The organism is Leifsonia sp. T36S-04, from assembly GCF_042465655.1.
Classification (GTDB): domain Bacteria; phylum Actinomycetota; class Actinomycetes; order Actinomycetales; family Microbacteriaceae; genus Leifsonia.
In genome coordinates this window covers 1,694,830-1,719,506 of record NZ_CP146286.1, presented here as the reverse complement: position 1 = coordinate 1,719,506, position 24,677 = coordinate 1,694,830, and the positions used below count along the sequence as shown (strand labels likewise).

Sequence of the window (24,677 nt, the reverse complement as noted above, 5' to 3'; positions counted from 1 at the left end):
GTCACCCCTCGACCGCGATCGGATCCGGGTCGGACGGGCGAACCCCGCCGTCCGCTGAACGCTGCCGCAGCAGCAGCGCGACGAGCGGGAAGATCAGGACCGAGAGCATCCCGGCGCCGACGAGGGCCGTCGCCGTGCCCACCGGCAGCTCGTGTTCGCGCACCCCGATCGCGGTGACCGCGACGATGATCGGCAGGCCGGTCGCCGAGAACAGCGTCAGTGCGGCGCGGTCCCGGAACGTCGAACCGGGCGGCGCTGAGAACGACCCGGGGATCCCGCGCACGACGATCAGCAGCACCAGGAAGATCGGCAGCAGGACGAGCGCCCGCGGGTCGCCGAGCAGCGCCTTCAGATCGAACCCGATCCCGGTGTTGATGAAGAAGATGGGCACGAGGACGCCGAAAGCGACGGCCTCCAGCTTGCTCTCGATGTGGTGGGCGTCCGCGGGCTCGGCGCCGGAGAGGAGGATGCGGCACAGCACCCCCGCGGCGAACGCGCCGAGCAGCATGTCCAGGCCGAGAGCGATGCTCAGTCCGACGAGGGCGGCGATGACGAGCACGACGAATCGCACGGCGAACTGCCCGCTGGTGTGGAGAGTCGCGCGCACCAGACGGTGGAAGCGCTGGTGCCCTCCCCTGGATGCGAACCAGATCGCTCCGCCCGCGATGACAGCGAATCCGATGAGCACGAGCGCGGCTGCCAGAGGCTTCCGTCCGCTCAGGAACAACGAGATCGCCAGCAGGGGTCCGAACTCTCCGACGGCGCCGACCGCGATGACGGCTCGCCCGAAGGGGGTCCGCAGTTCGCCCGCATCCCGCAGCACCGGCATCAGGGTGCCGAGGGCAGTGGAGGTCAGGGCGATTCCGATGTACACGCCCTTGATGATCTCTCCCGCGATGAGTGCCGCGAGCACGATGCCCACCGCCAGCGAGAGGATCCACGTGAGCGATGCCCTCCGGAGGCGGCGGCCACCGATCGCCGCGAAGTCGATCTCATTGCCGGCCATGAAGAACAGGAAGGCAAGACCGAAGTTGGCGAGCGCATCCAGCGCGTCGGTCTTGGGCACCCAGCCGAGGATGCTCGGTCCCACGATCAGCCCCAGCACGATCTCGAAGACCACCAGCGGGATCTTCACGACTCGTCCGACGGCGGTCGTCAGGAGGGCTGCGACGACGGCGATCAGCGGGACGAGCACGACGCTCGAGACGGCGGGGTTCATGCGCGCATGCTAGCGAACCGCCCGGGTGGACGGGCAGACCGTTCACACGCCCGAAATCCACCGGGGATAAAGTGACCTCATGCGTGAACGTCAGGCCAAAATCATCGAAGATCTGCACGTCCGCCCGGAGGTCGATCCGGCAGCGGAGATCGAGCGTCGCGTGGGCTTCCTCGTCGACTATCTGCGCACCACGGGCGCCAAGGGGTTCGTGCTCGGCATCAGCGGCGGACAGGATTCGACGCTGGCCGGCCGGCTCACCCAGCTGGCGGTCGAGCGGCTGGCCGCCGAGGGGACCGAGGCCGACTTCATCGCCGTGCGGCTGCCGTATGCGGTCCAGCGCGACGAGGAGGACGCGCAGCTGGCGCTCTCGTTCATCCGGCCGAAGCGCTCGGTGGTCTTCAACATCCAGCGCGGCACCGACGGCGTGGAGGACGAGTATGCGGACGCCGTAGGCGACGAGATGTCCGACTTCGTCAAGGGCAACGTCAAGGCGCGCATCCGCATGGTCGCCCAGTACGCGATCGCCGGTCAGCACGGCCTGCTGGTGGTCGGCACCGACCACGCCGCCGAAGCGGTGACCGGCTTCTTCACGAAGTACGGCGACGGTGGCACCGACATCCTCCCGCTGACCGGGCTGACCAAGCGCCAGGGCAAGCAGCTGCTGCGATTCCTGGATGCGCCTGCGCGGCTCTACGAGAAGGCGCCGACCGCCGACCTGCTCGACCACAACCCCGGCCAGACCGACGAGGACAACCTGGGGCTCACCTACAACGACATCGACGACTTCCTCGAGGGCAAGGAGGTGGCCGACGAGGTCGCCGAGGCGCTGGAGAGCCGCTACCGGGCGACCGAGCACAAGCGCCAGCCCCCGGCGAGCATGTTCGACTCCTGGTGGGCCGAGAGCTCGTACACCCGCTGACCAGACGACGAAGGGCGCCGGCGTAATGCCGGCGCCCTTCGTTTCGGGTGGAGTGTGGCGGTCGTCCGCAGGTCAGACGGGCTGACCGAGACGCGCGGTAGGCGACGTGTCGGCGGTGGCCTGGGATTCGGTGGCCGGGGCGGTGTACGGCGCGGTGTACGCGGCGGCCGCGGGCTGGGGTTCCGGCTGGCGCTCCTCGGCGGGGGTGCCCGCGGCTGACGTGGCCGACGACGCGTACTGCTCGTGGTGCTGCTGGGCGACCCACGCATCCTGCTGGGCGATCAGCGAGCGCTCACCGTCGCTGTTCTCGAAACGCCAGCGCTCGAGGTCGCTCTGGAAGATCCTGCGGGCGCGGCGCGGGTTGTTCTGCCACTCGATCAGCCGGTCGCGGAACTCGGCGATCGCCGGGTCGAGCTGGTAGCCGAACGTGGCCGACGCGCGCTTCATCTCGGCCAGCTGGTGACCGGCCCAGGTGGCCGCGAGGCCCGAGTTGCTGATCGGCAGCAGCCGGATCATGATGTCCGCCTGGCCGACCGCGCGGTCGGAGAGCACCTGCTCGGCCGGGGTGAGGGAGTTCCAGACGGATGCCTCGGTGGCCGCGTCGACGAGCGCGGCGATCGCGGAGGCCTTCTGCTGGCGGTCGGTGCGGGAGAGGAGGCCCTTGAGGGCGCCACGGGCGATCCAGGCGGCGATAAGGCCGGACAGGATCACGGCGACCGCGAGGACCGCCGCATAGAAGATCACCGGGCGCGCTGCCGGCGATGTGAGCCAATCGACGAAGTCATTCCACCACTGCATGCGGTGATGGTAACCGCGGTTCGACTGCGGGCTCGGGACCGTTCGCGTCGTGTCGTCAACTGGCGTAGCAGAATGGGAGGAGTCGATCGAAAGGGGACCCCGATGCAGACCTTTGTCGTGGCAGGCGGATGCTTCTGGTGCCTGGATGCGGTGTACCGCGTCCTGCGCGGTGTGGACGATGTGGTGTCCGGATACACGGGCGGCCTGACCGTGGATCCGACCTACGAGGAGGTGTGCACCGGGCGCACCGGGCACGCGGAGGCGGTCGCGGTCACGTTCGACCCGGAGGTCATCCCGGCCGGCGTCATCCTCGATGTGTTCTTCACCCTGCACGACCCGCGCCAGCTGAACCGGCAGGGCAACGACATCGGCACCCAGTACCGCTCCGCGATGTTCTACGACGGCGAGGAGCAGAGGGAGCTGTTCGAGGGCGCCCGCGACCGGGCCGCCGAGTACTGGGACGGCGGCATCGTCACGACCATCGAGCCTCTCGGCCCCTTCTACCGGGCCGAGGAGTACCACCAGGACTTCTTCGCGAAGAACCCGGGCCAGGGATACTGCCTCGCGGTCGCGCTGCCGAAGGTGAACAAGATCCGCGCCTCCTACGCCGACTACGTCGCGGCCTGATCCGTCCCCAGGTCCGGATCCCGACGGGTTCTCCACGGAAACCGCCGGCGCGGGGGGAGGCGCGGACCGCGCCGACGAGAGTGGAGGTGCGCCCTCACCGCGGGGGCACCGAAAGGGAGATCATGTCCGACACCGTCGCCGTCCGGGGCTTCGTCGCCAGCGAGCCGCGCCATCTCGTCACCGAGGGCGGACTGCCCATCACGAGCTTCCGGCTCGTGACCACACGGCGCCGCTACAACCGCAAATCGTCCACGTGGGAGGACGGCGGCAGCAACTGGTACACCGTCAGTGCCTTCCGCCGCCTTGCGCTCAGCGCCGCCGACTGCATCGCCAAGGGCGATCCGGTGCTCGTCGCCGGCCGGCTCTGCCTGCGCGAATGGGCGGGGGAGAAGCAGGGCATGACGGTCGAGATCGAGGCGGAATCGATCGGGCACGACCTCACCTGGGGCCGATCCTCGTTCACCCGCGCGGCGTCGCGGGAGACGCCCGAGGAGGCGGCAACGCCTCCCGACGGAATCACAGCGGCGTCGCCCTAAGATGAGGCATATGACGCTCCCCGCGGTCCGCCGGACCGGTCCTTCGGCCGTGTCCGCCGCCATCCTGGTCGCGGGCGTGTCCGTTGCGCTCGCTCTCGCCGGCTGCACGGGTGGCACGGGAGGGACGGGGCCGACGAGCACCGCCTCCGGCACCGCGACGCCGACGCCGGGCACCTCTGCGCCCTCCGCCTCTGCGCCCTCCACCTCCGCGCCCGCAACGGTGGGGCTCGTTCCGGGCGGCACGGCGGAGCAGAATCTCGCCTACTTCGATCAGGTGAACAAGGCGACGCTAGCGGCGAACCCGAACGCCCAGGGGCGCGACTTCATCGACGCCCTCGTGGGGGCGGGCTTCCCGAAAGCCGACATGCAGGTCACGGTCGACACGACGACCATCGGACTGAAGGCGAACTCCATCCAGTTCTCGGTGCGGATGGGCGACAGCTGCCTCATCGGCCAGAACGGTGCGGACGCGGGAGGGTACGGGAGCATGGTCACGCCCGTGCTTGCCACCGGCACCTGCCTCGTCGGGCAGACCCGGCCGATCGACTGGTAGAGCCGCCTGGTAGAGCCGGCTGGTAGAGCCGGCGACCGAGGCAGTCCCTCCAGCCGAATAGACTTGGGGTCATGGCCGAATACATTTACTCGATGGTGCGCGCCCGCAAGGCGGTCGGCGACAAGGTGATCCTCGACGACGTCACGATGGCGTTCCTGCCGGGAGCCAAGATCGGCGTCGTGGGACCCAACGGCGCCGGTAAGTCGACCATCCTGAAGATCATGGCGGGCCTCGACACGCCCTCCAACGGCGACGCCAAGCTGTCCCCGGGCTACACGGTCGGCATCCTGATGCAGGAGCCCGTGCTCGACGAGAGCAAGACCGTGCTCGAGAACGTCCAGGAGGGCGTGGGCGAGATCAAGCAGAAGGTCGACCGGTTCAACGAGATCTCGGGTCTGCTGGCCGATCCCGACGCCGACTTCGACACCCTTCTCGCCGAGATGGGCACGCTGCAGGAGCAGATCGACGCCGCCGACGCCTGGGACCTCGACTCCCAGCTCGAGCAGGCGATGGATGCGCTGCGCTGCCCGCCGGGGGACTGGCCGGTCAACACCCTGTCCGGCGGTGAGAAGCGCCGCGTGGCGCTGTGCCGTCTGCTCCTCCAGAAGCCGGACCTCCTGCTGCTCGACGAGCCCACCAACCACCTCGACGCCGAGAGCGTGCTCTGGCTGGAGCAGCACCTGGCGAAGTACCACGGTGCCGTGCTCGCCGTGACGCACGACCGGTACTTCCTCGACCACGTGGCCGAGTGGATCGCCGAGGTCGACCGCGGTCACCTGTACCCGTACGAGGGCAACTACTCGACCTACCTCGAGAAGAAGAGCGAGCGGCTCGCGATCCAGGGCAAGAAGGACGCGAAGCTGGCGAAGCGCCTCTCGGAGGAGCTGGACTGGGTCCGCAGCAATTCCAAGGGCCGCCAGGCCAAGTCGAAGGCGCGCCTCGCCCGCTACGAGGAGATGGCGGCGGAGGCCGAGCGCACCAGGAAACTCGACTTCGAAGAGATCCAGATCCCGCCGGGACCGCGCCTCGGCCAGGTCGTGATCGACGCCAAGAACCTCCAGAAGGGCTTCGACGACCGCCGGCTGATCGACGGCCTGACGTTCACCCTTCCCCGCAATGGGATCGTCGGCGTCATCGGCCCGAACGGTGTCGGAAAGACCACCCTCTTCAAGACGATCGTGGGTCTCGAGCCGCTCGACGGCGGCGACCTCAAGGTCGGCGAGACCGTCCAGATCTCCTACGTCGACCAGTCGCGCGGCGGGATCGACCCCAACAAGAACGTGTGGCAGGTCGTGTCCGACGGGCTCGACTACATCCAGGTCGGCAAGACCGAGGTGCCCTCACGCGCCTATGTGTCGACGTTCGGCTTCAAGGGACCGGACCAGCAGAAGAAGGCCGGCGTACTCTCCGGTGGTGAGCGCAACCGCCTCAATCTGGCGCTGACGCTCAAGCAGGGCGGCAACCTGCTGCTGCTTGACGAGCCGACCAACGACCTCGACGTCGAGACCCTGTCGAGCCTCGAGAACGCGTTGCTCGAGTTCCCCGGCTGCGCCGTGGTCATCACCCACGACCGGTGGTTCCTCGACCGGATCGCGACCCACATCCTCGCCTACGAGGGCACCGACGAGGACCCGGCCAACTGGTACTGGTTCGAGGGCAACTTCGAAGCGTACGAGGAGAACAAGGTCGAGCGCCTCGGAGCGGATGCGGCCAAGCCGAACCGCTCGGCCTACCGCAAGCTCACCCGCGACTGACCCGGAAGCCGACCACGATGCGACTGCACGTTCCGATCAAGCTCCGCTGGAGCGACCTGGACGCGTACGGGCACGTCAACAACGCCGAGATGCTGCGCCTCCTCGAAGAGGCGCGCATCGAGGCGTTCTGGGCGACCGACGACAGCGGAGAGAACTCCGGAGCGGTCGGAGGCATCGGAGGCACTGGCGACGCGGTCGGCGGCTCCACGGCCGTGCTCGACGGGCGGCCCGGCGCCGACACCCTCACGCTCATCGCCCGGCAGGAGATCGAGTACCTCGCGCCCATCCCGTACCTCCGTCAGGCCCTGGATGTCCAGCTCTGGCTGGGCCGGCTCGGCGGGGCGAGCCTCGAGGTCTGCTACGAAGTGTGGTCGCCGGAGGGCACAGAGCCGCGCACGATGTTCACGCGGGCGGCGACGACGATCGTCCTCGTCGATGCCACGACGCAGCGACCACGCCGCATCAACGACCGCGAGCGGGACGCCTGGACGCCCTACCTCGACGAGCCGGTCGTGTTCGCCAAGCGGAACTGAGCGCGTCCGGCTGAGGCGTCCCGGCCGCCCGTCACGGAGCCGGTGACGGCGCCGGTGTGGTGGGCAGGGGAGTCGGGCTGAACGAGTTCTCCCAGATGGCCCGCGACCCTGCCTCGCCGATCAGCACGACCTCGACGACCGTGCCGACGGTCAGCACCAGGGCCGCGACGATCAGCACGATCCGCACGACGCGACGCACTACAACCGAGGGCTGTCGCGGCGAATCGGGCCGATCGACGAAGAAGAACCACGCCCACTGCACCACGGCGAAGACGAACAGCGCGATCACCCAGGGCAGCAGTGTGTGCCCGAGGGCCGCGTGCTGCACGATCAGCGGCGTCGACGGGACTCGCGCCTGCAACCACTCACCCGCGGAGGTGACGACGGGGACCAGGATGAGATCCGCGAGCGCGAGCAGCGGGACGACGATCCCCAGCCTCCGCCGCGCCGCCGGCCAGATCGGTACGAGCAGCGCCGCGATCGCCGTCAGCGGAACGAGCACCACCACGAAGTGGACCAGCAGCACATGCAGCGGCAGTCCGTTGACCTCCACGGCGACGCCTACTCGGTGACGGTCACGGAGTCGCCCGAGACCTGGGCGTTCAGCTTCGGCAGCGGGTCGCGTGCCGGGCCGTTCAGAACGTCACCCGTCGTCCCGTCGAACCGGGAGCCGTGGCACGGGCAGTCGAACTCCTTGCCCTGCGGTGCGACCGTGCAGCCCTGATGCGTGCAGACAGCGCTGAACGCGACCACCTGCCCGGCGCTCGGCTGCGAGACCACGATCGGCTGTCCCGCCAGAGTCGCCGACACGGCGCCTCCCACCGGGATGGAGGCCAGCGACACCTTCGCCGAACCGGAACCGCCACCCGACGATCCCTCGGAGCCGCCCGATCCACCCGAGCCGCCCGATCCCTCGGCGCCGCCGGGTGTGCACGCCGCGAGCAGCAGAGCGCCGGCGGAGGCCCCGCCGATCGAGACGAGGGTGCGGCGGGTGAGCGGTGCGTGGTCGTTCATGCGGTTTCCTCCCGATTGGCGTGCGTGTCTCTTACGGTAGTCACGAGACGAAGCAGCGATTGGTTCACGGCTGCCGATTCAACCCTGGCGTGTGAACCTTTCGGCCGGCTGCATCGTGTCCTAATTGGAGGTGACCATGCCGGAGGAGGACGACCGCCTGCTGCGCGAGCTGCACGATCAGCACGCGCAAGCTGTCTGGCGGTACGTCGTGCACCTCACCGGCGACCGAGCGATGGCCGACGACGTCGTGCAGGAGACGCTGCTCCGCGCCTGGCGCAGACCCGCGGTGCTCGACCAGTCCCAGCAGTCGGCCCGTACGTGGCTGTTCACGGTTGCGCGCAACCTGGTGATCGATGGACGGCGCAGCGCGCATTACCGGCACGAGTTCGGCACGGACACCCTTCCCGAGAACCCGTCGCCCGACAGCGAGGCCGACTCGGTCCTCGACGCCTGGCTGGTCTCCGACGCGCTGGCAGAGCTCTCCGTCGAGCACCGGGCGGTCATCGTCCACGCCTACTATGGAGGCCGCTCGGTCGCCGAGATCGCGCGCGAGCTCGACATCCCCGAAGGCACGGTCAAGTCGCGCCTCCACTACGGCCTTCGCGCGCTGCGGCTCGCACTGCAGGAGAGAGGGGTGACGGAACGATGACCACGCACGACGAATTCGCCACCTGGGATGCGGCTTACGTGCTCGGCGCGCTCTCGCCCGTGGAGCGCCGTGAGTTCGAGGCCCACCTGCAGGTGTGCGAGCGCTGCGCCGACTCCGTCTCCGAGCTGGCCGGGATGCCCGGGCTGCTCAGCAGGGTGCCCCGCGAGCAGGCGTTCGCGCTTCTCGGAGACGAAACCGTGGCCGCCGCGTCGCCGATGGCGGAGCCCGGCCCGGCGAAGGAACTGCTCCCGACACTGCTCCACCGCGCACGCCGGAGGCGGGCCCGCGGCCGCTGGCTCGTGGCCGGTCTCTCCGCCCTCGCCGCCGCGCTGATCGTGGGCGTCGCGGCATTCGTGCTGCCCGGAGTGCTGCATCCCGCAGCCGCGCCCACGGCCGCCGTGGCGATGCAGCAGGTGGAGCCGAGCGCCCTCACGGCAGACCTCCGGCTGACGACCGAGCCGTGGGGGACCCGGATCGACTCTCGCTGCACCTACGCCCACGTGGGTGCAGCGGATGGCGGTCACTCCTGGACGTACGCGATGGTCGTCACCGATCGCGCCGGCCAGCAGCACACCATCTCGACCTGGACCGCCGACGAGGGAACGACAGCCACGCCCGTCGCGACGACGAGCCTGCCGGTGAGCGACATCGCCGCCGTCGACATCCGCTCGGCCGGTGACGGCACCGTCCTGCTGCGCAGCACCTTCGGCTGAGCGCCCGGCGGTGACGCGCAGCCGCGCTGTTCAGCTCAGTCCGTGGCGCGCGGCAGGCGGATGGTCGCCTCCTGCGCGACGCTCGCCACCAGGCGGCCGTCGCGCGAGAAAATGCGGCCCTCGGCGAGCCCACGGCCCCCGCTCGCGGTCGGCGACTTCTGCACGTACAGCAGCCACTCGTCCACCCGGGCCGGCCGGTGCCACCACATCGCGTGGTCGAGACTGGCCGCTTTGAGGCCGGGAGTACCCCAGGCGACGCCGTGCCGGCGCATCACCGCCTCCATGATCGTGTAGTCGCTGACGTAGGCGAGCGCCGCCCGGTGGAGCGCCGGGTCGTCGGGCATCTCGCCGATCGTCCGGAACCACACGGCCTGCTCCGCAACGTGCTCGCCCTCGACCGAGACGTAGATCGGCGAGGTGACGTGCCGCATGTCGAATGGCCGCTGTCCGGCCCAATACTGGGCGACCGGATGCCGCACGTCCTCCAGGACGGATGCCGCGGACGGCAGGTCCTCGGGGTCCGGCACGCCGTCGGGCATGGTGTCCTGGTGCTCGAATCCCTCGTCCTCGGTCTGGTACGACGCGATCATCGAGAGGATCGGCAGCCCGTTCTGGTAGGCCTGCGTGCGCCGGGTGGAGAACGAACGGCCGTCGTGGATGCGGTCCACGGAGAACGTGATCGGAAGGTTGACGTCGCCCGGGCGCAGGAAGTACCCGTGCATCGAGTGGATGTTGCGGTCGTCTTCAACAGTCCGGGTGGCGGCCACGATCGACTGCGCGAGCACCTGCCCGCCGAAGACGCGGCCCAGCGGCATCCACTGCGATGGGCCGGTGAAGATGTCCTCGCTGGTGCGGGCTCCGGTGTCGGTCAGGTCGAGGGCGGTCAGTAGGGAAGCCAGGGGCTCGGTCACTCGTCCTCCAAGTCGGTGCGGTGTTGGTAGTTTAGACAACCGATGAGTCACTCGTTTTCCTTGATGGACACCCTCGCCGTCGCCGACCTCCAGACCTACCTGTCGCGGGCGGCCCGCGTCGAGGAGGGATCCGTGCGCCTGATCGCCGGTTCCGGTGTCCTCGCCGTGTACACGGCCATCCTGTATCCGCGCGGTCTGATGGACGGCACCCCCACCGTCCTCGGCCTCCGCACGTTCGCGATCGGCGGCGACGCCGAGTTCGATGCGGTGGTGCCGATCCGGTCGCTGCTCGACCGCGTCGCCCGGGCGCGCGAGGGGGCCGAGGCGCAGGCGGCAGACGGGGCGGTCGATGGCGGTCCGGTCGAGATCCGCCTCCCGCTGGAGGTCTCGACGGTGACCTGGGCGGGCATCTCGCCGCCGCGCGGCGGGTGGCAGAAGGTGGGCGAGACCTCCTCGGCCTCGCTGCAGTCGATCGCGCAGGCGGGGATCGCCGAGGTCGCGGAGGCTGTGCCGACCGGGACGGGCGAGCAGCTGGTCACCCGGGTCCGCGCCGAGGTGTGGGGCCGTCCGATCGAGGGTCTGGAGTATGTGCCGACGGGCGCAGGCTTCGCCGCCGACAGCCTGGGCTTCCTCGGTGACGACGAGCCGGTCACCATCCACGAGACGGGCACCTGGACCCGTCTCACCACGCGCCGCGGCCACACCCTCGTCCGCCGCCCCTCCTGGTCCCTCCGCCGCTGACCGTAGCCCGCGAGCACAGGAAAGTGCGGCTTTCGGGCCGTTCTGACCGCATTTTTCCTGTGTTCGCGGGCGGGGCGGGGAGGGCCGGGCGCGCTGGACGGGGGGGGTCAGGCGCGGGCGGCGGCGCGACCGGCCTGGCGGCCGGAGAAGAGGCAGCCGCCGAGGAAGGTGCCCTCGAGGGCGCGGTAGCCGTGCATGCCGCCGCCGCCGAAGCCCGCGGCCTCACCGACCGCGTAAAGGCCGGGCACGACCGTGCCGTCCGCACTGAGGACCCGGCCGTCGAGGTCGGTCTCGATCCCGCCGAGGCTCTTGCGGGTCAGGATGTGCAGCTTCACCGCGATGAGCGGCCCGGCGGCGAGGTCGAGCAGCTTGTGCGGCGCAGCCACCCGGATGAGGCGGTCGCCGCGATACCGTCGGGCCGACCGGACCGCGGCCAGCTGCAGGTCCTTCCCGAACTCGTTGTCGAGCTGACGATCGCGCTCGTGGATGTGACGGGCGACGGCTTCCGTGTCGAGCGGGACGTCCGCGATCCGCTGCATGCCCGCGAGCAGATCGTCGAGCGTGTCGGCGACGACGAAGTCTGCTCCGTGCTCCTTGAACGCCTCCACCGGCCCGGGTGCGCCCGGCGCGACCCGCTTCGCGAGCAGGCGCACATCCTTGCCGGTCAGGTCCGGGTTCTGCTCGCTGCCGGAGAGGGCGAACTCCTTCTCGATGATCTTCTGCGTCAGCACGAACCAGCTGTAGTCAGAGCCCGTCCTGCGCAGGTGCTCCAGCGTCCCGAGCGTGTCGAACCCGGGGAACAGCGGAGAGGGCAGCCGCTCGCCGCGTGCGTCCAGCCAGAGGGACGACGGACCGGGGAGGATGCGGATGCCGTGCTGCTGCCAGACCGGATCCCAGTTCTGGATGCCCTCGGTGTAGTGCCACATCCGGTCGCCGTTGACGAGGTGGGCGCCGGCCGTCTCGGCGATCCCCAGCATCCGGCCGTCGACGTGGGCCGGGACGCCGGAGAGCATGTGCGCGGGCGGCTCGCCCAGGCGTGCCGGCCAGGCGGCGCGGACGAGGTCGTGGTTGCCGCCGATGCCGCCCGACGCCACGATCACGACGGGAGCGCGCAACTCGAAGTCGCCGGTGACCTCACGGTTGCTCGGCACGCCCCGGTCCGCGTGGTCCGGCGCGAGGACGGCGCCCCGCACACCCACCACGCGGCCCCCCTCGACGATCAGCTCGTCGACGCGGTGCCGGTTGCGGATCGCCACGCGGCCGTTGGCGGCGGCCGCCTGCACGCGCCGCGCGAACGGCTCAACGACGCCAGGACCGGTACCCCAGGTGATGTGGAACCGGGGAACCGAGTTGCCGTGGCCTCCCGCCGAGCCGCCGCCGCGTTCCGCCCAGCCGACGACGGGGAAGAACCGGACCCCCTTCTCGTGCAGCCAGGCCCGCTTCTCACCGGCTGCGAACTGCAGGTACGCCTCGGCCCACTGACGGGGCCAGTGGTCCTCGGCGCGGTCGAATCCCGCCGAGCCGAACCAGTCGTCACGCGCCAGCGCGAGGGAGTCGCGCACGCCCATGCGGCGCTGCTCGGGGGAGTCGATCAGGAACAGACCACCGAACGACCACCACGCCTGGCCTCCGAACGAGGCCGAAGGCTCCTGCTCGACGATCGTGACGCGGCGTCCCGCATCCAGCAGCTCCGCGGCGGCGACCAGGCCGGACAGGCCCGCGCCGACGACGATCGCGTCGGGTTCGTGTGTCATCCGTGTCTCCTTCGGCACCGGGATGGCGGAGGAGACTACTCCTCGAATGTGTTGACCATAGCGAACGCGGCGCGCTCCAGGTAACTCCAGAGCGTCTCCTCGTGGAGCGGCGAGAGCCCGAGTTCGTCGACCGCAACGCGCATGTGGGCCAGCCAGCGGTCGCGGGCGTCGGGATTGACCTTGAACGGGTTGTGGCGCATCCGCAGACGTGGATGACCGCGCTGCTGGCTGTACGTCGTCGGCCCGCCCCAGTACTGCTCCAGGAACAGCACCAGGCGCTCCTTCGCCGGACCGAGGTCCTCCTCCGGGTACATCGGACGAAGCACCGGGTCGTCGGCCACGCCGCGGTAGAAGGCGTCGACGAGCCGGACGAACGTGTCGTGGCCGCCCACCTCGTCGAAGAAGGCGGGCTGGGGGCCGGTCGGGATGAGCGGGAGGTTCACTTCTGTTCTCCGTCCGGGCCCGGCTCCGCAGGCGGCGTGGCCGGCTTCTGCGTGGCGGGCTTCTCTGGCGTGGCGGGCTTCTGCGGAGTGGCGGGCTTCTGCGGCGTGATGCGGATCGCGGCGGGATGCGTCGCACCCGGCGTCTGGGTGGCGTTCCGCTTCGCCGCCGCGCGCGCCTTCCGGCCCTTAAGCGGCGGTTCGGAGGTGACCGCCTGGCTGGGGCGGGTCTTGGGTGGCTTCGCACCCATGACGCTGGAGGCGCTGTCGAAGCCGCTGAGCACGACCGCCGAGAGCGACGGCAGCTTCACGCCCATCTCGTCCAGAGCCTGCTTGAGCCGGACGCGGAGTTCGCGAGAGACGTCGTCCTTCGCCGTGGTGCGGGTCTTGAGCACGATCCGGATGATCATGGCATCGGCGGAGATGGACTCGAGGCCCCAGAGCTCCGGCTTCTCGAGGATGCGCGAGCGCCACTTCGTACTGCTCGCGAGGGCGTTCGCGGTCTCCAGCATCTTCGCCTGGACCGCTTCGATGTCGGTGTCGTACGGCACGGCCAGGTCGATGATGACCCGCGCCCAGCCCTGGGACATATTGCCGACGCGGACGATCTCTCCGTTGCGGACGAACCACAGCGTCCCGTTGACGTCGCGGACCTGGGTCACCCGGATGCCGACCGCCTCCACGACGCCCGTCGCGAAGCTCAGGTCGACCACGTCGCCGACACCGAGCTGGTCCTCCATCACCATGAACAGGCCGTTCAGCACGTCCTTGACGATGTTCTGCGCGCCGAAACCGAGGCCGGCGCCGATCGCGGCCGTCAGCAGGGCGAACGAGCCAAGCACATCCGGCACGAAGACGTTCAGGATGAGGATGATCGCGACGATCCCGATGGTGACGTTGACGATGTTCATCAGCACCGAGCCGAGCGTCCGCGTGCGCTGCACCAGGCGGACCGCCGCGAGCGGCGAGGCCACCAGGGCCTGCGTGTCGCTGACGTTCTGCCCCTTCTTGACACCGCTGACGATGCGCGAGACGACCTTGCGGATCACGACGCGGAGGATGTAGCTGAGCAGGAACGCGCCGCCGATGATGCAGAGGGCGCTCAGCACCTTCCAGCCGGCGTCGGTCGCCCAGGACCCGATAGCGGTCCAGAAGTCTTCTCTCAGGATTTCCATACCGCACCGAGCCTAGCGACGGGCGGCTTGGGACACCCTGTGCTCATCGTTCGAGCAGTCCGTTCTCGTACGCGAAGATGACAGCTTGCACGCGGTCGCGCAGGTGCAGCTTGGAGAGAACCCGGCCCACGTGCGTCTTCACCGTCGACTCCGTCAGGTAGAAGCGCTGGCCGATCTCGCCGTTGCTCAGTCCCTCGCCCATGGCCAACAGGATCTCGCGCTCCCGCGGGGTGAGCGCGGCGGCGGGGTCCTGCTCGGTGCCTCCGGTGGCAGGCCCGGACGGCAGGCGGTCGGCGAACATCTCCAGCATCGCGCGGGTGACCCGGCCCGAGACGGCCGCATCGCCGGCGGAGACCGCCCGGACGGCCGCGACCAATTCGTCCGGGCGCGCGTCCTTCAGGAGGAATCCGCTCGCTCCGGCCCGCAGGCCGCCGAAGGCGTACTCGTCGAGGTCGAACGTGGTCAGTACGATGATCCGCGCGGCCGGGTCGGTCGCCACGATGCGCCGTGTCGCCTCGATGCCGTCGAGGACGGGCATCCGCACATCCATCAGCACGACGTCCGGCCGGAGCTCTGCCGCCAGGCGCACGGCTTCGGCACCGTCCGCCGCTTCACCGACCACGGCGAGGCCGGGCTCGGCTTCGAGCACCATGCGGAAGCCCAGTCGGACGAGCTGCTGGTCGTCGACGAGCAGAATGCGGATCGGTCCGTCGTTCACGGTGTCCTCTCGGTGGGTTCGGTCTCGGTGGGTTCGGTCTCGGTGAATGCTGCGGGGGCGGCTGCGGCGGTCGACGCCGACGCCGGTCCTCCGCGCAGCGCGACGAAGACCGCCCGCACGCGCCAGCCGCCACCCGGGCGTGGACCCGCCTCGAGCGTCCCGCCGTACAGGCCGACCCGCTCGCGCAGCCCGATGAGCCCGCGCCCCGAACCCTGCCCGGGCGATCCGTGCACGGTCGCGTCGTCGTCGATGGTGATGATCACCGTCTCCGGATGGAAGACCAGGACGACGCCGACGGCGGTGGCCGTCGCGGCGTAGCGGAGGACGTTGGTGAGACCCTCCTGCACGACCCGGTAGATGGTGAGCTGCTGGCCCGCGTCTTCGGGCGGGACGCCCGCAACGGTGACCCGGACCGGCAGCCCTGCGGCCCGGAAGGTCTCCACGAGCGGGCCGAGCTCGGCGACGCCGGGCTGAGGATCGCGCGACGCATCCCCGTCGCCGTCGCCGAGCACCCCGAGCAGTCGCCGCATGTCGGCGAGAGCGCCGCGGCCCGTCTCGGCCACCAGCTCCATGGTCTCGGCCGACCGAGCGGGATCCGTGCCGGCCAGCCGCGCCGACCCGTCGGCCAATGTGATCATCACGGTGAGGCTGTGCGACACGATGTCGTGGAGCTCGCCGGCGATGCGGCTGCGTTCCGCGGCGGCGGCGAGCTCCGCCTGCTGGTCGCGCTCACGGGCGAGCTGGCGGGCGCGGTCGATGAGCGCATCCAGATACCGGCGGCGGTTGCCGACGTTGCTGCCGATGAGCACCGCGACGACGGAGAACGCGAGCACCAGGATGCCCGACGGCAGCGCCTCGGTCTCCAACGGTGTGAAGACGTCGGCCTGGGCGAGCAGCACCTCGGCGGTGAGCGTGGCGACCGTGACGGCCGCGGTCACCGCGAACGCCACCCAGGCCGAGCGGATGGACCGGTACACGGCCAGCGCGTACAGCGCGAACAACGTGGGCACCACATCCACGTCGCGTCCGAGGAAGACGCTCGCCCCCATCACCACCGTCGCGATGGCGAAGACGACCGCAGGTTGCCGCCGCCGGGCGAGCAACGCGAGACCGGCCACGGCGGAGAGCACCAGGTGCACCGTCTCCGGCACGCTCGGCTGCTGGGCGGAGGCGATCAGGGCTCCGGCGACCGCGGGCACCAGGTAGAGCGCCGCGACGAAGATGTCCATGGCGACGGGATGCGACGCCAGGTAGCCGCGGATCACCCCGGGCGGTCTCGGCAGTTCGAGACCGACCGGGGCGTCGGCGGGCGTGGATTCCGCGGCCACGTTCCGGGTCAGGCGTCCCTGCGCTGCAGGAGCACCGCGCCGGCGATGAACGACACGGCGGCCCAGATGAGCACGGTCACGGCGTTGGCCCACGGTTCGAGCGTCCCGTTGGCGATGCCGGACATCCCCGAGCCTGCGTTGCTGATCAGATAGTGCCCGGCGTCGGCCACCCACTGGGTGCGCGTGAGGCCGGTGACGAGGTTCGCGATGATCGGAAGCACCAGCAGCACACCGAGCGCACCGGCGATGCCGCCGGCCGTGGACTTCAGGATCGCTCCGACGCCGAGCGCGAACACCGCGACCAGGCCGAGATACGCTCCCGCACCGACGATCGCCCAGAGTGTGCCGGCCGAGAACAGGTCGCCCGTGTAGCCCTTCGAGGTGAGGATCGGGACCGCCACCGCCCACGACGCGGCCGAGCTGATGAGGCCGACGATGAAGGCGACGAGGAACAGCACCAAGGTCTTCGCGGCGAACACCGGGAACCGGCGCGGCACAGCGGTGAAGGAGGAGCGGATCATGCCGGTCGAGAACTCCCCGGTGATCACCAGCACACCGAGAACGGCGATCACGAGCGAGGCGAACGTCAGGCCGGCGGTCGCGGCGGTCGTCGCGAAGCTGGCCGCCTGGGCCTCGACCGCGACGCGCTGAGCCGCCGAGACGCGGTCGATCAGGGTCGATTTGTCCGGGATCGCGAACGCCACGAGCGAGGCGATGCCCACGACGAGCACGACCGCGCTGATGAGAGTCCAGAAGGTCGAACGCAGTGTGCGGAGCTTGATCCACTCCGAGCGGACGACCCCCGGGAAGCTGAGCCGCTCGAGCGAGGTGTGCGGGTGTGTGGCACCCGGGGTGGATGCGGTGGCGGTGCTCATCGGCTGACCTCCGTGCGGTATTCGACGTCGTCCTGGGTGAGTTCGAGGTAGGCCTCCTCGAGCGATGCGCTGAGCGGCGTCAGCTCGTGCAGCACGATGCCGTCACGCGCGGCGGCCTCTCCGATCTGCGGAGCGGTCAGCCCGGTCACTTCGAGGAGTTGCGCCTCGACGCCGGTGACCGCGACATCCGCGCCGGCCAGTGCGCGGGCGAGCTGCTCGGGCTGCGGCGTGCGGACGCGGACGGCGTGGCGGGTGGCTCCTGCGAGGATCTGGTCGACCGGGGCGTCGGCGATCACGCGGCCGCGACCCAGCACGACGATGTGGTCGGCGGTCTGCGCCATCTCGCTCATCAGGTGAGACGAGAGGAAGACGGTGCGGCCCTGGCCGGCGAGGTGCCGGGCGAACTGACGCACCCAGAGCACACCCTCGGGGTCGAGGCCGTTGACCGGCTCGTCGAGGATGAGAGTGGCCGGGTCGCCGAGCATGGCCACGGCGATGCCGAGCCGCTGCCCCATCCCGAGGGAGAAACCGCCGACGCGCTTGCCGGCGACCGATTCGAGACCGGTCATGCCGATGACCTCGTGCACCCGGGACTTCGGGATGCCGTGGGTCGCGGCCAGGGCGAGGAGGTGCGCGTAGGCGCTCCGGCCGGTGTGCACGGCTTTCGCGTCGAGCAACGCGCCCACCTCGGTGAGCGGGGAGTGGAATTCGGCGTAGCGCTTGCCATTGATGAGGGCGCTGCCATGGGTGGGCCGGTCGAGGCCCATGATCATCCGCATGGTCGTGGACTTGCCTGCGCCGTTGGGGCCCAGGAAGCCGGTGACCTTGCCCGGCTGGATGGTCACGGAGATGTCGTCGACGGCGGTCTTCGCGCCGAAGCGTTTGGTCAGGTGATCGAGTTGGATCATGTCTCCGAGCGTAGGGCTGGGAGACCTTCTGCAACATCCTCCCGCGGTACCACGCCCGGCGTGTCCGGGTACGACGAAGGGCCCCACCGTGCGGCGGGGCCCTTCGTCGCGGCCGGGTTCAGGCCTGCGCGTCGCGCTTCTGCGCGGCGAGCGCCCGCTCGACCCCCGCCAGGTTCTCGACGACCATGCGGCGCAGAGCGGCGGGTTCGGCGTTGGCGTCGAGCCAGGCGCGGGTCGCGTCCCGCAGCTGCTCGTTCGCGAGCGGGGCCGGGTACATGCCCTCGACCAGGTACTCGGCGATCTTGTAGGTGCGCGAGTTCCAGATGTCCTGCAGGGCGGCGAAGTACGGCTCGACGAAGGCCGCGAGCACGTCCTTGTCCTTCGCGCGCTGGAATCCGATGCCCGTGTACCGCACGATCGTGTTCGGCAGCGCGTCCGAGCCGAACACCGAATCCCACGCCGCCTGCTTGCCTTCGAGCGTCGGGATGGCCGCGCGGGCCTGGGCGGCGAACTGTCCGCCGTTCGCCGTGTTGTCGGCCGCGAGCGCGGCGTCGATCTCGGCGTTTCCGGCGGCGCCGCCCGCGACGAGCGCGATGAGCAGCTCCCACGCGAGATCGGTGTCGACCGTGAGACCGTCCAGGGTGACCGAGCCGTCGCGCAGGGCCGCGATGGTGGCGAGCTGCTCGTCGGTCGAGGCCAGCGCCGCGAAGAACTTCACGAACTGGAACTGCGCGTCGCTGCCCGCGTCGGCGCCCTGGGCCAGAGTCCAGAGGGCGTCGGCGGCGGAGCGCACGGTCTCGGCCTGCCGCTCGGGAGCGACGTAGGCGGAGGCCGCCAGCACCAGCTGGTTCAGCGTGGTCCGGATGGTGGTCGACTCGGTCTCGGACGCGATGTTGCCGAGGACGAGGCGCACGTAGTCGCTCGCACTCGTCTCGGCGTCGCGGGTCGCATCCCACACGGCGCCCCAGACCAGGGACCGGGCGAGCGGGCTCTCGATGTGGGCGAGGTGCTCGATGGCGACCGCCAGCGACGCCTCGTCGAGGCGGATCTTCGCGTAGGCGAGGTCGTCGTCGTTGATCAGCACGAGGTCGGGCCGGCGGGTGCCGACGAGGTCGGCGACCTCGGTGCGCTCACCGTCCACATCCAGCTCGAACCGCTGGTCGCGGACGAGGCTCTGTGCGCCCTTCCCGTCGTCCTTCAGGTTGTAGAGGCCGATCGCCAGGCGGTGCGGGCGAATGGTGGGGTAGTCGGGGGCGGCGGACTGCAGCACCGCGAACGACGTGATCGTGCCGTCCGCATCCACCTCGAGCTCCGGCCGGAGCGTGTTGACGCCGGCGGTCTCGAGCCACTTCGTCGACCAGTCGGTCAGGTCGCGGCCGCTCGTGGCCTCCAGCTCGACGAGGAGGTCGCGGAGCTCGGTGTTGCCGTGCGCGTGCTTCTTGAAGTACTGCGCGACACCGGCGAGGAAGTCGTCCTGGCCGACCCAGGCCACCAGCTGCTTGAGCACCGAGGCACCCTTGGCGTAGGTGATGCCGTCGAAGTTGACCTGGACGTCCTCGAGGTCGTTGATCGTGGCGACGATGGGATGCGTCGACGGCAGCTGATCCTGACGGTAGGCCCAGCTCTTCTCCATCGCGGCGAACGTCGTCCAGGCCTCGGTCCACTCGGTCGCCTCCGCGGTGGCGAGGGTGGAGGCGTACTCGGCGAACGACTCGTTCAGCCAGAGGTCGTTCCACCACTTCATGGTGACCAGGTCGCCGAACCACATGTGCGCGAGCTCGTGCAGGATCGTGACGACCCGGCGCTCCTTGATCGCGTCCGTCACCTTGGAGCGGAAGACGTACGTCTCGGTGAACGTCACGGCGCCGGCGTTCTCCATCGCGCCCGCGTTGAACTCGGGCACGAACAGCTGGTCGTACTTCTCGAACGGGTACGCGTAGTCGAACCGCTCCTCGTAGAAGGCGAACCCTTCGCGGGTCTTGTCGAAGATGTAGTCGGCGTCGAGGTACTGGGCCAGGCTCTTGCGCGTGTACACGCCGAGCGGGATGGTGCGCCCGTCGCGGCTGGTCAGCTCGCTGTGCACCGACTCGTACGGACCGGCGACGAGGGCCGTGATGTAGGAGGAGATGACGGGGGTCGGCGCGAAAGACCAGACCTTCGTGCCGTCGCCCGCGTCCTGGGGCTCGGGGGTGGGGGAGTTGCTCACGACGGCCCAGTGCCCGGGCGCCGTGACCGTGAACGTGAACTCGGCCTTCAGGTCCGGTTGCTCGAACACCGCGAACATGCGGCGCGAATCCGGGACCTCGAACTGGCTGTAGAGGTACACCTCGCCGTCGACGGGGTCGACGAAGCGGTGCAGGCCCTCGCCGGTGTTGGTGTAGATCGCGTCGGCGTCGACGGTCAGCACGTTCTCGTCCTGGAGGCCGTCGAGCTGGATGCGCACGCCGTCGCTCACGGCGGCCGGGTCGAGCTCGGCGCCGTTCAGTGTGACGGAGTGCACGGTCCGCGTGATCGCGTCGATGAAGGTGGAAGCGCCGGCGGTGGCCGAGAAGCGCACGGTCGTCGTGCTGCGGAAGGTCTCCGGACCGGTGGTCAGGTCGAGGGTGACGTCGTAGCTGTGGGTGCGGACGAGCGACGCGCGCTCCTGCGCTTCGACGCGGGTGAGGTTTTCTCCGGGCAACGCTGACTCCTTCGCGGATCTGGGGCGTGGATCGTGTCCACCGGATCCACCTTAGCCACCGCCGCCGACGGGGTCGGTGGTCCTCTCTAAACTGTGGATATGCGCATCCACATCGCCACCGATCACGCCGGCCTCGACTTCAGCACGCACCTGCAGGCGCACCTGACGGCCGCCGGTCACGAGGTGATCGACCACGGGCCGACCGAGTACGACCCCATCGACGACTACCCGGCGTTCTGCATCAACGCGGCGGCCGCTGTCGTGCGCGATCAGCAGGCGGGCGTCGAGGCGCTGGGCATCGTCTTCGGCGGCTCGGGCAACGGCGAGCAGATCGCCGCCAACAAGGTGCGCGGGGCGCGGGCGGCCCTGGTCTGGAGCCAGTCCACGGCGCAGCTGGCGCGGCAGCACAACGACGCGAACGTGATCGCGATCGGCGCCCGGCAGCACACGGTGGAAGAGGCGACGGGCTTCATCGACACCTTCATCGCGGAGCCGTTCTCGTTCGAGGAGCGCCACGTCCGCCGCATCGCGCAGCTGGCCGAGTACGAGGCCACCGGCGAGATCGCGGGGAAGAACGTGGAGCGCTGATGCCCGAGGGTCACTCCGTCCACCGCATCGCGAAGCAGTTCGCCGTCAACTTCGTCGGCCACCGGGTCGCCGTGTCGTCGCCGCAGGGGCGGTTCGCCGCGGACGCCACGCGCATCGACGGCCACGTGATGACCGACGCCAAGGCGGTCGGCAAGCAGATGTTCCTCGAGTTCGACAACGAGCTGTGGCTGCGCGTCCACCTCGGGCTCTACGGCGCGTGGGACTTCGCGGGCGACATCAGCATCGACCCGACGATCGCGAGCGCCAACGGGCGCATGGGGCAGACGAACCAGCGGGGGACCGACCTCGGCGGCACGGACTCCGACGGCGGCGTCCCCGCCGACCGCATCCCTGAGGACCGCATCCTCGACGCTGCCGGCGAGAACTCGCTGCACTCGATCGGGGCGCCGCGGCGGACGCGGCTGCGCATGTCCGAGTCCGAGAAGGTCGGCGACGAGATCACGACGTTCCCGCCTGACCCGATCGGCCAGGTGCGGGTGCGGCTGCTCACCGACACGGCTGTGGCCGACCTGCGCGGTCCGACCGCCTGCGAGGTGCTCGACCCGGCCCAAGTGGATGCGGTCATCGCGAAGCTGGGGCCCGATCCACAGGTCGACGATGGTCCCGAGGCCGAAGACCGTTTCGTCTCGATCGTGAAGCGCAAGCCGACGTCGATCGCGCTGCTGCTGATGGACCAGAGCGTCGTCTCCGGGATCGGCAACGTCTACCGGGCTGAACTCCTGTTCCGCGCGCGGCAGAATCCGCACACTCCGGGCAAGAAGGTGCCGGAGGACACGGTTCGTGCGCTGTGGCGGGACTGGGTGCACCTGCTTCGCATCGGCGTCGAGACCGGCCAGATGATGACGATGGACGACCTCGACGACGACTCGTATCGCCGGGCGATGGCGAGCCGCGACGACCGGCACTGGGTCTACAAGCGCGAGGGGCTGCCGTGCCGGGTGTGCGGGACCAACATCCTGATGGAGGAGCTCGGCGGCCGCAAGCTGTACTGGTGCCCGGTGGATCAGGCGTAGGAGGCGGTCATGCGACAGAACCCGAGCTTCACCCTGGGCGATCCCGCCGAGCTGAAGCGTCTCGTGCGCGAGAACCCGTGGGCGACCTTCGTCAGCTCCGCGTCCACTGGCCTGGTCGCGTCCCACTACCCGGTCATCCTCGACGAGACGCGGGACGAACTCAGCCTGCTCGCGCATGTCGGCCGCCCGGACGAGCAGCTGCACGAACTGGGGGAGCACGAGCTGCTCGTCATCGTGCAGGGACCCCACGGGTACATCTCGTCGGGCTGGTACGACGAGCAGCCCGCGGTGCCGACATGGAACTTCATCGCCGCGCACTTCTCCGGCGTGCCCGAGATCCTCAGCGACGAGGAGAACCTCGAGGTGCTCGCCCGGCTGGTGGACCACTTCGAGGACCGGCTCCCGTCGCCCCGCCGCATGCGCGGCACGCTGCAGGATGCGCAATACGCCGAACGGATCGCCTCCGGCACGGTCGGCCTGCGCCTCACGCCGACCCGTGTCGTCGCCAAGCAGAAGATGAGCCAGAACCGTCCCGATCACATCGTCGACGCGATCCTGTCCGAGCTCGGAAGCGATGGTCCCTATGCCAGCGCCGGGCTGCTCCGCGAGATGCAGCTGGTGCACGACCGGCGACGCGCCGCCCGATGAGCCTGGTGCTGGCCGGGGCGCGCCTCCCCGGCCGGGAGGGGCTGGTGGATGTGGTGGTCGACGGCGCGCGCATCGGCGCCGTCGTGCCTGCGGGGACGGCACCGGATGCGTCGGCCGAGCGGATCTGTCTCGACGGCCGCTGGGTGGTCCCCGGGTTGTGGGACCAGCACGTGCACTTCACCCAGTGGGCCCAGACCGCGCGCCGACTCGACGTGTCGAGGGCAGGGTCGGCAGCCGAGGCCGCAGCTCTCGTGCGGGAACGGGCATCGGCGGAGCGCAGCGATGAGCCGATCATCGGCTTCGGCTTCCACGATGCGCTCTGGCCCGACGTCCCGACCCGCGAGCTGCTGGATGCGGCGACCGATCGCCCCGTGGTCCTCATCGCCGGCGACCTCCACTGCTCCTGGCTCAACAGCGCGGCCGCGCGTCGGTTCGCGCCCGGCTCGCACGATGCCGTGCTCCGCGAGGACGCCAGCTTCGCGGTCACCAGCCTGCTCACCGCGGCCGACGATGCGACACTCGACCGCTGGGCGGACGAGGCTGCGCGCGTCGCTGCGACACGCGGCGTGGTCGGGATCGTGGACCTCGAGTACGGCTGGAACCTCGATATGTGGACGCGACGGATGGCCGCCGGCACAGACTCCCTCCGCGTCGAGTTCGGGATCTATGGCGATCACCTCGATCGCGCCGCGGCGCTCGGGTTGAGGTCGGGTGACGGGATCGAGGGCACCGGGGGACTGCTGACCGTCGGCCCGTTCAAGGTGATCTCGGACGGATCCCTCAACACCCGCACCGCGCTGTGCGCGCACGCGTACCCGGACGGCGGCCATGGCGTCGCCAACCTGACACCGGCGGAGTTGCTGGAGCGGATGCGGTTCTCCGTCGTACACGGCCTGGAGCCGGCCGTGCACGCGATCGGCGACGAGGCCAACCGGCTGGCGCTGGACACATTCGAGCAGTTGGGCGCGGGCGGTCGCATCGAGCACGCCCAGCTGATCGCCGCGTCCGACATCCCACGGTTCGCGCGGCTGGGGGTGACCGCGAGCGTGCAGCCCGAGCATGCCATGGACGACCGGGATGTCGCCGACCGGCTCTGGGCGGGGCAGACCGGCCGCGCCTTCCCGCTCGCCGCGCTGCACGCATCCGGAGCCCGGCTCGCGTTCGGCTCCGACGCTCCCGTCGCTGCGCTCGATCCGTGGGCGGCGATCGCCTCCGCCGTGGGACGCAGCCGCGACGGCCGCGAGCCGTGGCATCCCGAGCAGGCGGTCGCCGCGGAGGTCGCGCTCGGCGCATCCACCCGCTCCACCGTCACGCCGGGCGAGCCGGCCGACCTCGCGGTGCTCGACCGCGACCCGCTGGCCGTGCCCGCCGACGACCTCCGCACCTTGCCCGTCGCGGCGACCCTCCTCGCCGGCCGCGTCACCCACTCCGCCCTCCACTGACCCGCCTCGGCGGCACGGCTCGGCGGCGCGATTTGGCGCAAATCGCGGTTCTGGCGGCGCTATTCCCAATATTTGGCGCAAATCTCACCGCTGATGACCGCGCACACTCCGCGCCCCGAC

At 70.1% G+C, this 24,677-nt stretch carries 26 protein-coding genes; 13 read left to right on the top strand and 13 right to left on the bottom strand.

All coding sequences use genetic code 11. The features are described from left to right. Position 1: 1 nt before the first annotated feature. Positions 2-1,219, bottom strand: a complete 1,218-nt coding sequence (locus tag P3F85_RS08350) for a cation:proton antiporter (protein WP_374010773.1) — start codon at positions 1,217-1,219, stop codon at positions 2-4. A gap of 79 nt (positions 1,220-1,298) precedes the next feature. Between P3F85_RS08350 and nadE the strand changes: the two genes are divergently transcribed. Then, on the top strand, positions 1,299-2,138 hold the full coding sequence (gene nadE, locus P3F85_RS08345) for an ammonia-dependent NAD(+) synthetase (protein WP_374010772.1): 840 nt from the start codon (positions 1,299-1,301) through the stop codon (positions 2,136-2,138). Positions 2,139-2,210: 72 nt separating this feature from the next. Here the strand turns inward: nadE and P3F85_RS08340 are convergent, their stop codons facing one another. Next, the gene (locus P3F85_RS08340) at positions 2,211-2,936 is read right to left on the bottom strand and encodes a hypothetical protein (protein ID WP_374010771.1); all 726 of its coding nucleotides are present in this window, start codon (positions 2,934-2,936) and stop codon (positions 2,211-2,213) included. A gap of 102 nt (positions 2,937-3,038) precedes the next feature. Here P3F85_RS08340 and msrA point away from each other — a divergent pair, with 102 nt between their 5' ends. The 5 genes from msrA (at position 3,039) to P3F85_RS08315 (ending at position 6,939) form a co-directional block, all read left to right on the top strand. Continuing rightward, on the top strand, positions 3,039-3,563 hold the full coding sequence (gene msrA / locus P3F85_RS08335) for a peptide-methionine (S)-S-oxide reductase MsrA (RefSeq protein ID WP_374010770.1): 525 nt from the start codon (positions 3,039-3,041) through the stop codon (positions 3,561-3,563). Positions 3,564-3,685: 122 nt separating this feature from the next. Next, the gene (locus P3F85_RS08330) at positions 3,686-4,099 is read left to right on the top strand and encodes a single-stranded DNA-binding protein (RefSeq protein ID WP_374010769.1); all 414 of its coding nucleotides are present in this window, start codon (positions 3,686-3,688) and stop codon (positions 4,097-4,099) included. 10 nt (positions 4,100-4,109) lie between these two features. Continuing rightward, on the top strand, positions 4,110-4,652 hold the full coding sequence (locus P3F85_RS08325) for a DUF6993 domain-containing protein (RefSeq protein WP_374010768.1): 543 nt from the start codon (positions 4,110-4,112) through the stop codon (positions 4,650-4,652). A gap of 71 nt (positions 4,653-4,723) precedes the next feature. Beyond that, positions 4,724-6,406 carry an energy-dependent translational throttle protein EttA gene (ettA, locus tag P3F85_RS08320; protein WP_374010767.1) on the top strand — a complete coding sequence of 561 codons (1,683 nt, stop codon included), beginning with the start codon at positions 4,724-4,726 and terminating at the stop codon, positions 6,404-6,406. Between the two features lie 17 nt (positions 6,407-6,423). After that, positions 6,424-6,939 carry an acyl-CoA thioesterase gene (locus P3F85_RS08315; protein WP_374010766.1) on the top strand — a complete coding sequence of 172 codons (516 nt, stop codon included), beginning with the start codon at positions 6,424-6,426 and terminating at the stop codon, positions 6,937-6,939. Positions 6,940-6,970: 31 nt separating this feature from the next. Here the strand turns inward: P3F85_RS08315 and P3F85_RS08310 are convergent, their stop codons facing one another. Further along, positions 6,971-7,492 carry a hypothetical protein gene (locus P3F85_RS08310; protein WP_374010765.1) on the bottom strand — a complete coding sequence of 174 codons (522 nt, stop codon included), beginning with the start codon at positions 7,490-7,492 and terminating at the stop codon, positions 6,971-6,973. Positions 7,493-7,500: 8 nt separating this feature from the next. Then, positions 7,501-7,953 (bottom strand): ubiquinol-cytochrome c reductase iron-sulfur subunit, encoded by a 453-nt coding sequence (locus P3F85_RS08305; RefSeq protein WP_374010764.1) that lies wholly within the window; start codon positions 7,951-7,953, stop codon positions 7,501-7,503. Between the two features lie 136 nt (positions 7,954-8,089). On the opposite strand from P3F85_RS08305, the gene P3F85_RS08300 reads away from it, so the two are divergent. Both P3F85_RS08300 and P3F85_RS08295 read left to right on the top strand, forming a co-directional pair. Continuing rightward, positions 8,090-8,602: a sigma-70 family RNA polymerase sigma factor gene (locus P3F85_RS08300; RefSeq protein ID WP_374010763.1), complete on the top strand. Its 513-nt coding sequence runs from the start codon at positions 8,090-8,092 to the stop codon at positions 8,600-8,602. Further along, a complete protein-coding gene (locus tag P3F85_RS08295) occupies positions 8,599-9,315 on the top strand; it encodes an anti-sigma factor (RefSeq protein ID WP_374010762.1) in 717 nt (238 codons plus the stop codon). Before P3F85_RS08300 ends, P3F85_RS08295 begins: the two co-directional genes overlap by 4 nt. 35 nt (positions 9,316-9,350) lie before the next feature. Here P3F85_RS08295 and P3F85_RS08290 read toward each other — a convergent pair whose 3' ends face one another. Continuing rightward, complete coding sequence (locus tag P3F85_RS08290) at positions 9,351-10,226, bottom strand: acyl-CoA thioesterase (RefSeq protein ID WP_374010761.1); 876 nt, start codon at positions 10,224-10,226, stop codon at positions 9,351-9,353. A 42-nt stretch (positions 10,227-10,268) separates the two neighbouring features. Between P3F85_RS08290 and P3F85_RS08285 the strand changes: the two genes are divergently transcribed. After that, entirely contained in the window at positions 10,269-10,967 is a 699-nt protein-coding gene (locus P3F85_RS08285; protein ID WP_374010760.1) for a hypothetical protein, read from the top strand. 107 nt (positions 10,968-11,074) lie between these two features. On the opposite strand, the gene P3F85_RS08280 is transcribed toward P3F85_RS08285, so the two are convergent. The 8 genes from P3F85_RS08280 to pepN form a co-directional block, all read right to left on the bottom strand. Further along, positions 11,075-12,721 (bottom strand): FAD-binding dehydrogenase, encoded by a 1,647-nt coding sequence (locus P3F85_RS08280; protein ID WP_374010759.1) that lies wholly within the window; start codon positions 12,719-12,721, stop codon positions 11,075-11,077. Positions 12,722-12,756: 35 nt separating this feature from the next. After that, positions 12,757-13,164, bottom strand: a complete 408-nt coding sequence (locus P3F85_RS08275; protein ID WP_374010758.1) for a globin — start codon at positions 13,162-13,164, stop codon at positions 12,757-12,759. Next, positions 13,161-14,336, bottom strand: coding sequence for a mechanosensitive ion channel domain-containing protein (locus P3F85_RS08270; RefSeq protein ID WP_374010757.1), 1,176 nt, complete (start codon positions 14,334-14,336; stop codon positions 13,161-13,163). Before P3F85_RS08270 ends, P3F85_RS08275 begins: the two co-directional genes overlap by 4 nt. Positions 14,337-14,379: 43 nt before the next feature. Continuing rightward, the gene (locus P3F85_RS08265) at positions 14,380-15,054 is read right to left on the bottom strand and encodes a response regulator (protein ID WP_374010756.1); all 675 of its coding nucleotides are present in this window, start codon (positions 15,052-15,054) and stop codon (positions 14,380-14,382) included. Beyond that, a complete protein-coding gene (locus P3F85_RS08260) occupies positions 15,051-16,382 on the bottom strand; it encodes a sensor histidine kinase (protein WP_374010755.1) in 1,332 nt (443 codons plus the stop codon). The genes P3F85_RS08265 and P3F85_RS08260 overlap by 4 nt, the downstream gene beginning before the upstream one ends. An 8-nt stretch (positions 16,383-16,390) precedes the next feature. Then, positions 16,391-17,257 carry an ABC transporter permease subunit gene (locus P3F85_RS08255; RefSeq protein ID WP_374010754.1) on the bottom strand — a complete coding sequence of 289 codons (867 nt, stop codon included), beginning with the start codon at positions 17,255-17,257 and terminating at the stop codon, positions 16,391-16,393. After that, on the bottom strand, positions 17,254-18,165 hold the full coding sequence (locus tag P3F85_RS08250; protein WP_374010753.1) for an ATP-binding cassette domain-containing protein: 912 nt from the start codon (positions 18,163-18,165) through the stop codon (positions 17,254-17,256). Before P3F85_RS08250 ends, P3F85_RS08255 begins: the two co-directional genes overlap by 4 nt. A 118-nt stretch (positions 18,166-18,283) precedes the next feature. Then, a complete protein-coding gene (pepN, locus tag P3F85_RS08245; RefSeq protein WP_374010752.1) occupies positions 18,284-20,845 on the bottom strand; it encodes an aminopeptidase N in 2,562 nt (853 codons plus the stop codon). Between the two features lie 99 nt (positions 20,846-20,944). Between pepN and P3F85_RS08240 the strand changes: the two genes are divergently transcribed. Genes P3F85_RS08240 through P3F85_RS08225 form a run of 4 tightly spaced genes read left to right on the top strand, consistent with a single transcriptional unit; the run spans position 20,945 to position 24,557 of the window. Beyond that, positions 20,945-21,433, top strand: coding sequence for a ribose-5-phosphate isomerase (locus P3F85_RS08240; protein WP_374010751.1), 489 nt, complete (start codon positions 20,945-20,947; stop codon positions 21,431-21,433). Further along, a complete protein-coding gene (locus P3F85_RS08235; RefSeq protein WP_374010750.1) occupies positions 21,433-22,467 on the top strand; it encodes an Fpg/Nei family DNA glycosylase in 1,035 nt (344 codons plus the stop codon). Before P3F85_RS08240 ends, P3F85_RS08235 begins: the two co-directional genes overlap by 1 nt. Before the next feature lie 9 nt (positions 22,468-22,476). Then, the gene (locus tag P3F85_RS08230; RefSeq protein WP_374010749.1) at positions 22,477-23,115 is read left to right on the top strand and encodes an FMN-binding negative transcriptional regulator; all 639 of its coding nucleotides are present in this window, start codon (positions 22,477-22,479) and stop codon (positions 23,113-23,115) included. Further along, positions 23,112-24,557, top strand: coding sequence for an amidohydrolase (locus P3F85_RS08225; protein WP_374010748.1), 1,446 nt, complete (start codon positions 23,112-23,114; stop codon positions 24,555-24,557). Before P3F85_RS08230 ends, P3F85_RS08225 begins: the two co-directional genes overlap by 4 nt. The last annotated feature ends 120 nt before the right edge of the window (positions 24,558-24,677 follow it).

Coding starts and splice junctions, on each gene's coding strand:
- P3F85_RS08315 (WP_374010766.1), top strand. CDS start 6,424: ATGCGACTGCACGTTCCGATCAAGCTCCGCTGGAGCGACCTGGACGCG.
- P3F85_RS08325 (WP_374010768.1), top strand. CDS start 4,110: ATGACGCTCCCCGCGGTCCGCCGGACCGGTCCTTCGGCCGTGTCCGCC.
- P3F85_RS08350 (WP_374010773.1), bottom strand. CDS start 1,219: ATGAACCCCGCCGTCTCGAGCGTCGTGCTCGTCCCGCTGATCGCCGTC.
- P3F85_RS08255 (WP_374010754.1), bottom strand. CDS start 17,257: ATGAGCACCGCCACCGCATCCACCCCGGGTGCCACACACCCGCACACC.
- P3F85_RS08300 (WP_374010763.1), top strand. CDS start 8,090: ATGCCGGAGGAGGACGACCGCCTGCTGCGCGAGCTGCACGATCAGCAC.
- P3F85_RS08305 (WP_374010764.1), bottom strand. CDS start 7,953: ATGAACGACCACGCACCGCTCACCCGCCGCACCCTCGTCTCGATCGGC.
- P3F85_RS08285 (WP_374010760.1), top strand. CDS start 10,269: ATGAGTCACTCGTTTTCCTTGATGGACACCCTCGCCGTCGCCGACCTC.
- nadE (WP_374010772.1), top strand. CDS start 1,299: ATGCGTGAACGTCAGGCCAAAATCATCGAAGATCTGCACGTCCGCCCG.
- msrA (WP_374010770.1), top strand. CDS start 3,039: ATGCAGACCTTTGTCGTGGCAGGCGGATGCTTCTGGTGCCTGGATGCG.
- P3F85_RS08240 (WP_374010751.1), top strand. CDS start 20,945: ATGCGCATCCACATCGCCACCGATCACGCCGGCCTCGACTTCAGCACG.
- P3F85_RS08230 (WP_374010749.1), top strand. CDS start 22,477: ATGCGACAGAACCCGAGCTTCACCCTGGGCGATCCCGCCGAGCTGAAG.
- P3F85_RS08340 (WP_374010771.1), bottom strand. CDS start 2,936: ATGCAGTGGTGGAATGACTTCGTCGATTGGCTCACATCGCCGGCAGCG.
- ettA (WP_374010767.1), top strand. CDS start 4,724: ATGGCCGAATACATTTACTCGATGGTGCGCGCCCGCAAGGCGGTCGGC.
- P3F85_RS08225 (WP_374010748.1), top strand. CDS start 23,112: ATGAGCCTGGTGCTGGCCGGGGCGCGCCTCCCCGGCCGGGAGGGGCTG.
- P3F85_RS08250 (WP_374010753.1), bottom strand. CDS start 18,165: ATGATCCAACTCGATCACCTGACCAAACGCTTCGGCGCGAAGACCGCC.
- P3F85_RS08330 (WP_374010769.1), top strand. CDS start 3,686: ATGTCCGACACCGTCGCCGTCCGGGGCTTCGTCGCCAGCGAGCCGCGC.
- P3F85_RS08235 (WP_374010750.1), top strand. CDS start 21,433: ATGCCCGAGGGTCACTCCGTCCACCGCATCGCGAAGCAGTTCGCCGTC.
- P3F85_RS08280 (WP_374010759.1), bottom strand. CDS start 12,721: ATGACACACGAACCCGACGCGATCGTCGTCGGCGCGGGCCTGTCCGGC.
- P3F85_RS08270 (WP_374010757.1), bottom strand. CDS start 14,336: ATGGAAATCCTGAGAGAAGACTTCTGGACCGCTATCGGGTCCTGGGCG.
- P3F85_RS08295 (WP_374010762.1), top strand. CDS start 8,599: ATGACCACGCACGACGAATTCGCCACCTGGGATGCGGCTTACGTGCTC.